Origin of the sequence: Butyrivibrio sp. (assembly GCF_015056685.1) — a bacterium.
Taxonomy (GTDB): Bacteria; Bacillota; Clostridia; order Lachnospirales; family Lachnospiraceae; genus Butyrivibrio.
Window position 1 is genome coordinate 1 of sequence record NZ_SVFW01000086.1, and the last position, 6,346, is coordinate 6,346.

The 6,346-nt window shown below is 39.9% G+C and carries 7 protein-coding genes; 2 read left to right on the forward strand and 5 right to left on the reverse strand.

Annotation, left to right across the window (positions count from 1 at the left end):
* Both E7303_RS17735 and E7303_RS17740 read left to right on the forward strand, forming a co-directional pair.
* The coding region (locus tag E7303_RS17735; protein WP_292146793.1) for a GGDEF domain-containing protein at positions 1–1,257 on the forward strand (1,257 nt) is incomplete at its 5' end.
* Positions 1,247–2,941: a GGDEF domain-containing protein gene (locus tag E7303_RS17740; RefSeq protein WP_292146794.1), complete on the forward strand. Its 1,695-nt coding sequence runs from the start codon at positions 1,247–1,249 to the stop codon at positions 2,939–2,941. The genes E7303_RS17735 and E7303_RS17740, both read left to right, overlap by 11 nt.
* Before the next feature lie 27 nt (positions 2,942–2,968).
* On the opposite strand, the gene E7303_RS17745 is transcribed toward E7303_RS17740, so the two are convergent.
* From E7303_RS17745 to E7303_RS17765, 5 genes are all read right to left on the reverse strand, one after another.
* On the reverse strand, positions 2,969–3,874 hold the full coding sequence (locus tag E7303_RS17745) for a radical SAM protein (RefSeq protein WP_292146795.1): 906 nt from the start codon (positions 3,872–3,874) through the stop codon (positions 2,969–2,971).
* Positions 3,875–3,895: 21 nt separating this feature from the next.
* On the reverse strand, positions 3,896–4,846 hold the full coding sequence (locus tag E7303_RS17750; RefSeq protein ID WP_292146796.1) for a GTP-binding protein: 951 nt from the start codon (positions 4,844–4,846) through the stop codon (positions 3,896–3,898).
* 13 nt (positions 4,847–4,859) lie between these two features.
* Complete coding sequence (ybaK, locus tag E7303_RS17755) at positions 4,860–5,339, reverse strand: Cys-tRNA(Pro) deacylase (RefSeq protein ID WP_292146797.1); 480 nt, start codon at positions 5,337–5,339, stop codon at positions 4,860–4,862.
* 50 nt (positions 5,340–5,389) lie between these two features.
* A complete protein-coding gene (locus E7303_RS17760; RefSeq protein ID WP_292146798.1) occupies positions 5,390–6,136 on the reverse strand; it encodes a nucleoside/nucleotide kinase family protein in 747 nt (248 codons plus the stop codon).
* A gap of 20 nt (positions 6,137–6,156) precedes the next feature.
* On the reverse strand, positions 6,157–6,346 hold a 190-nt coding region (locus tag E7303_RS17765), incomplete at its 5' end, for a hypothetical protein (protein WP_292146799.1).

Here is a 6,346-nt window from a genome sequence, read left to right on the forward strand (position 1 = left end):
CTAGAGCCCAAACGCTTATCTGTTGTTGTTGGTATCTTCCTTATGATGTTCGGATTTATCTTACTGATCATTTCTCCATTCATGCTTTTATCTTCAAGCAAAGATACAAGCATCCTTTTTAGTGCCACAATTTCCCTTGCCATGGGAATATATATCTTTTGTTTCAATGACTTGTTCTGGATTGTTTCTGATAATCCGTCTCTTTATACCTTCCTGGAATATTTTTCTCTTTTCATGATTCCGCCCAGTATTATCGGTTTTGTTCTCTTTAATGGAAAAGACCGAAATAAGAAAATTGTGACTTACGGATTTATGGGAAGCCTTCTGTTCGTTCTCACGGTTACAATGATGCATGTGTTCAACATCGCTCATATCTGTAATTTTGTTGTGTTATTCCATGTTACTGTCATTATTCAGGGTGTTTATCTGGTAATAACCCTTAGTATATCTTTGCATAAGCGTCTCAAAGAAAAATCCGAGTTCCGTGGAGTTACCCTCTCCACTATCTTCCTTGTAACAGGTCTTTTACTGTTTATGATCTGCGCGCAGGTAGATATTATTGGTTTTAACCTGCTTAAGTACTCTGCAGAAGGCGAGCAAATGGCATCTATTAATTTCACTACTGTAGGTGCACTTTTGTTTATGATATGTCTTTTTCTGAATTACTTTTGTCATCGAATCGAGTACCTCAGTGAATCAAGTGTAAAAGAAAAGCTTGAAGGCATTGCATATACCGACGCGCTGACAGGTATTGCAAACAGGGCGAGATGCGACCTTACTCTGGCAAAACTAGGCGATGACTACACGATCATAAGTCTTGATCTAGATTATTTAAAATACACAAACGACAATTACGGACACGCAGAAGGTGACCATCTTCTCAAGGGCTTTGCCGGTATTTTGAAAGAGAGTTTCACAGAAGCTCTCCTTATTGGAAGAATGGGCGGAGATGAATTTATAGTTGTTTTACCATACATTGATGAAGAGCGCTGCGAGCGTGCCATCAAGTGCATGGTGGATTTAATGTGCTACAGAACAAGCAAAGAAGAACATATCCGCTACTCCGCTTCCTGGGGCTATGCCACAAATAAAGAGCTTGCTTTTAAAGCAGGTGCTACGGCTCAGGATGTTTATCTTTTGGCGGACACAAAAATGTACTCAATGAAAAAACAGCATCACAATCAGTCCCTTGGAAGACTCTATGATGATCTCCTAAAAACTTTCTCGCAGAAGGGAGGTAGCTCAAATGAAGTATAAACAACATTTGATTCCTCTTTTATTCGCGTTTTCAGTCCTTATTGCAATCGAGATCGTATGCCACATTTTCTTTTCATTTTCTCCCAAAAATGAAATGGCATTTCTCGCAGATGGATGGGAAATTAGTATCAACAACACAACATATGAAGATCAGAAGATCATTGAATTATACAAACTGTTATCAGCTCCTTTGGAGCGAGGTGATAAGCTAACTTTCAAGACTACTCTTCCGGATTTAGGTTATCTTCCATTCCCAGCTATTATGTGGCGCAGCAAATACACAACAGTTGAATGTTATGTGGACGACCTGCTGGTCTATGAATATGCGGTTGACCTGTATGACTCAGTTTCTTTTATCGGTAAGCACTACAATTTCATCACACTTCCAAGAGAGTATCAGGGAAAAGAGCTGACTCTGAAGCTGACTGTATGTGAACACAGAGCAGCCACAAATTACGAAAGCCCGCTATTTGGAAGTAATGAAGATTTAAAGGCAAAACTGATCCATGACAACATTGTTGTTATTGCAACAGCTGTATTCATGGAGATTTTCGGCGTGACTTACCTGTTCATGTCACTTATTTTCTCTGCCGCTATTCCAAACAGCAGGGCCCAGATTCTGGAATCATTACTATGTATGAATCTCGGCGCCTGGCTTTTGAGCTATTACAATCTGTTTTCACTCTTTTACAACACTCCATTGGAAACGCAGATTGAATTTTTCACGCTATATATGATAGTTCCGTATTTTTACCTGATACAGCTTTCTATACAGAAAATAACGCGAAAAGCAATGTTTTATGCTATAGTCATCATAAGCTGCCTTATTCCTGCCCTTCAGTATTTGCTGCACTACGCTTTCAACATTCATCTGCGCACAACAAGGCCATTTTATTATGTCGACGCAATATTCGGTTTGGTAGTGACTATATGGTTTCTTAATAAAAACCTCAAAAAACATGATATTTCCAAGTCTGGAATGATACAGATGAATGGTATTACTGGTTTCGCTATTACTCTTTTTATCCATTTCCTGTCATATCTGGGCGAGATCTACAACATCAGAAGCTTGCATGTGCTTAATCGCACCATCATATGCTTTGGTTACCTTATCCTCGTGATTTCGATGCTGGCAAATTACCTTGTATTTATCACCTGGAACTATGCCCAGCGTCAGGAGCATGACTCTTTGTCACACCTTGCCTATGCCGATGGTCTGACCAATCTTCCTAACAGAGCCAAGGCGGATAAAGAGCTTGAAGAATTGAAAAATGAGACCAACGACTACTGCATCATCAGTATTGATCTTAATGGTCTAAAGCTTGTAAACGATAAATTCGGTCATCCAACCGGTGACAAATACATCAAAGATTTTGCAAAGGTCATTTCTACTACTTTTGGCGAAAATGACTTCTGTGCCAGAATTGGCGGCGATGAATTTATTGCTATTATTAAGAACTCTTCTACTAAAGATATTCCTTCTATGATCGACAGAATGATCAGTGCTCTGAACGTTATGAACGCACTCTATTCTGAATACAAGAGAAGTGTTGCGACCGGATTTGCATTTCTTCATGAGTTTGAAGAAAACAACCCTCACGAAGTATATCTTTTGGCTGATCAAAGAATGTATGAGAATAAGAAGATCATGCACGAGCAGCTTGGTATTCATGCAAGGCTGTAAATCAGGAGCAATAAAAACTGCGGAGGGTCATACCCCTTCGCAGTTAAAATTTGGTATAAAACTTTCGCTTGCAGTCTCTCCAACCTGGATAAAGCCATTGGTAAGCCCCATGTTTTCTGCATACTTTATGAGGCTATGGTATTCACTTCCACTGACTTTCCTGTCTATCTCAGGATAATCCTGTAATTCCCCATTTGGCGTAAACTGATTCATAAGACTAATGTATATACTATCTCCATATCTTTCATAGAGATATTTGATTATCATCTTGGCCTGGATGACTTTGCCTGGCATCAAAAGATGCCTTACGATAACGCCTTTCTTCATCAGGTGCTGGCCTTGTTCATCGTCCCAGAACAGGCACCCTGGCTGCTGCCTTACCATCTCATGGATTGCTGCCTTGGCTGCCTCTACATAGCCCGGAGCCCTGCTGTACCTTATTGCATCTTCATTTTTGATGTACTTAAAATCCGGAAGATAAATATCTATGAGACCTTCTAAGCTCTTTAAAGTCTCAACATTTATGTATGATGCTGTATTTAGCAAAAACGGGATTTTAAGTCTTTGGTCTTTGGCACATTCGATAGCTCTTTTCACTGTGGGGATGAACATATCAGCAGTTACAAGGTTGATGTTATTTGCACCTTTTTCCTGTAATTCAAAGAAGATATCCACAAGCCTTTGTGGAGAAATGAATTTTCCTACTTCTCCGCGACTGATCTTTTTGTTCTGGCAAAATACACAGCCCATATTGCAGCCTGAAAAGAAAACTGTCCCCGAACCATTTGTGCCTGATATGCATGGTTCTTCCCACATATGAAGGGCGGCGCGACTCACGTGAAGCGTAGCTTTTTCCCTGCAAAAGCCTTGGGTACTTGTTCTGTCTACCCGGCAGTTTCTGGGACAAAGTGTGCAGGAGGTATATTCTTTCATTTTTGATTCACCTATTATCCATTACAAAGAAACAACAGAGCAGTAGTCTCTCCATATGTCATTTATATAGACTTTGTCGAGATGCTCTCCGATTATAATAATGGCATTTCTGCTGCTGGTAACCGGCTCTATCTTTATATCTTTTTGTGTTGCATTTATTTCAACCTGTGTGGAGTCAGATGTTTTAACAAAGCCTTTTATTCTTATAACTTTTCCTGCTCTCTCATCTGCAAGGAGTTTTTTTGCTGTCTCTTTTAAAAGTGTCTCGTCCATCTCAACATCAAAATAAAACAGTGGCTGGTATTGAGAATCGTCTATTTGCATCTTTGCATATGAGGAGCGGCGATATCCGGCATTTTCAATGGAGTCAAATTCATCCGGTGATAAACTATCAAAGGATTTTGAATAAATGTCTTTTAACTGAAATCTGGCACTACAACCATATTCTTCCATTGTTGCATTTATAAAAGCATGTATCTGATCGACATCTGTGGTTTCATCCACCTTGCTGATAAGGAGCTTTCCGGCCCATGCTATTTCTGACATAAACAGGTACTTTGATGTTCCTTCAAGAAGCAGTACTGATTCGGCGTCAACGATTGATATGACACTTCCAATCTCATACCATCTATCCAGAGGCTCATCATAGAGCACATCAAAAAACTCATCAGCATCATAAATCCCCGATGGCTCAATGATCACTCTGTCGTATCCGCTCATTCCCATGGAAATGAGTTTGGTCCTAAAACGCCTTCTGTGAGCTTCTTTTCCGTCACCTCCAACAATCATCTCAAGGTTACAATTATCCCCTAAAAGATCCTGAAGAAGAACCATGTCAATGTTTACTGCACCATAATCATTCTCAATTATGCAGATTTTTTCGCCCTTTGACATAAGGTATTTTGCGTATTCTCTTATGAATGTTGTTTTACCCGATCCAAGAAATCCGGTTATCAGATCTATTTTTACCATAGCTTTATCCCGCTTATTCCGTACATACATCAGCAAAGGTGTATCTTACAACCTTCTCAATATCTTTTACCGCAACTTCCACCTGGTAGCCCACTTTTCCGGCTGAAAAGAATATTTCCTCATAGTTTGATGCGCTCTCGTGGATGACTGTAGAGAAGGACTTTTTCATACCTATAGGTGAGCATCCACCATGAACATATCCTGTAAGTGGGAGCAGTTCTTTTTGAGGTATCATGGAAACTGACTTCTCTGATACTGCTTTCGCAGCTTTTTTAAGGTCAAGCTCCTCTTTTACCGGAATAACAAAAACATAGTACTGACCTGTTTTTCCCTGGGTTACAAGGGTTTTAAAAACCTTATCAGCGTCTTCTCCAAGTATCCCGGCTATTTCTTCTCCGCTAAGCCTTGCATCAGGCTCGTACATGTGACTTTTATAGGATATCTTTTTCCCATCAAGAACTCTCATTACGTTTGTCTTATCATCTTTGGCCATTGAATATCATCTCCAATTTCTCTTTCAATATGGGGCTACGTCTGTCTGGTTCAATTACTGTCCTGTCTATGTAGATTTCCGTCCTCATCTATTTTGAGCTCCATATCTGCTTTCTTACTGTGTTCGAGGCAGATCTTCACATTTGCCATATCGCTAAAATCCACAAACTTTTCAGCTTTCTCTCTTGTATTGCCGCTGGCTGTTTTTCTGTCGATCAGCCTTTTGCGAAACATCTGGGGTTCTGCTGTCATTGAAATAGTATAGTCCGCATACTCAGAAATGTCACGCCAGCCATCCTGATCCAGAAGCAGATAATTGCCTTCAAGTAAGACAATATCAGCGTCTACGGCAATTGCATCCTCGACAGGATTGTGAAGCATTCTGTTGTACTCAGGCCACTTGCATACAGCATTTTCTTTTAATTCTATGATTTTGTTTTTCAGCGCTTCAAGATCGAAGGTTATTGGTGCTCCTTTTATGTCAACCATAGGGATTTCTTTTCCATCAACTTTAGTTGTATGGGAAGTTAAATACTCCTGCCTTCTATGGAATCCATCCATTCCCACTGCCTGTACCTTTTTGGTTGGGATGATTTCTTTTGCCATGTGTTCCAAAAAGCTCACGAATGTGCTCTTTCCTGCCCCCGGAGGCGCAGCAAGCATCACAAGGATGCGTCTTTTTTCTGAATCATGCAGGTCAGCCATATGCTTTAAAAGCGGCTTTACTATCTCTTCTATCGTCTCATCGCTGTATGCAGCATCAACATCTATTCCGTTAATGTTTACGTTATATTCCATGGTGTTTCCTCATCTATATATTAATATCTGAACTTTTTCTTTTCTAACATTTTTATCTTTACTATCATAATTAGTAAACAATAAACCGCCAAGTGCATACATATCAGCATCATCTCTCTTGGTTCAAAATAACTATTGCTTCCCACAGATTTGAGCCCATCAGTGATAGGCGGGAGTATAAAGTTCAAAATACTAAATGCTGATGAACAA

Bases quoted from the DNA above. Each gene is read 5' to 3' on its own strand.
- E7303_RS17745 (WP_292146795.1), bottom strand. From the start codon at position 3,874: ATGAAAGAATATACCTCCTGCACACTTTGTCCCAGAAACTGCCGGGTA.
- E7303_RS17760 (WP_292146798.1), bottom strand. From the start codon at position 6,136: ATGGAATATAACGTAAACATTAACGGAATAGATGTTGATGCTGCATAC.
- ybaK (WP_292146797.1), bottom strand. From the start codon at position 5,339: ATGGCCAAAGATGATAAGACAAACGTAATGAGAGTTCTTGATGGGAAA.
- E7303_RS17750 (WP_292146796.1), bottom strand. From the start codon at position 4,846: ATGGTAAAAATAGATCTGATAACCGGATTTCTTGGATCGGGTAAAACA.
- E7303_RS17740 (WP_292146794.1), top strand. From the start codon at position 1,247: ATGAAGTATAAACAACATTTGATTCCTCTTTTATTCGCGTTTTCAGTC.